Annotated in this window: 1 tRNA gene; it reads left to right on the top strand. The window is 45.1% G+C overall.

The window, feature by feature from the left end:
* The first annotated feature begins 11 nt into the window (after positions 1-11).
* Positions 12-87, top strand: a tRNA-Ala gene (locus tag DB48_RS19575).
* The last annotated feature ends 117 nt before the right edge of the window (positions 88-204 follow it).

Below are 204 nucleotides of genomic sequence, written 5' to 3'. Positions count from 1 at the left end.
TGCATGTAAATGGGGCTATAGCTCAGCTGGGAGAGCGCCTGCCTTGCACGCAGGAGGTCTGCGGTTCGATCCCGCATAGCTCCACCATTTGCTCTTTGATGAGCGTATGCAGTTTAGGTTAGAGATGCCAAAGATAAATGCAGAATTTATCTTTGGCTTTTTTAAGCCCGCTCTTTAAAAATTTGGAAAGCTGATAGTAATAAC

The organism is Shewanella sp. cp20 (genome assembly GCF_000832025.1).
In the GTDB taxonomy this organism is placed as follows: domain Bacteria; phylum Pseudomonadota; class Gammaproteobacteria; order Enterobacterales; family Shewanellaceae; genus Shewanella.
Note: the sequence above shows the minus strand (reverse complement) of the source record. Positions and strands in the feature narration are given on the sequence as shown.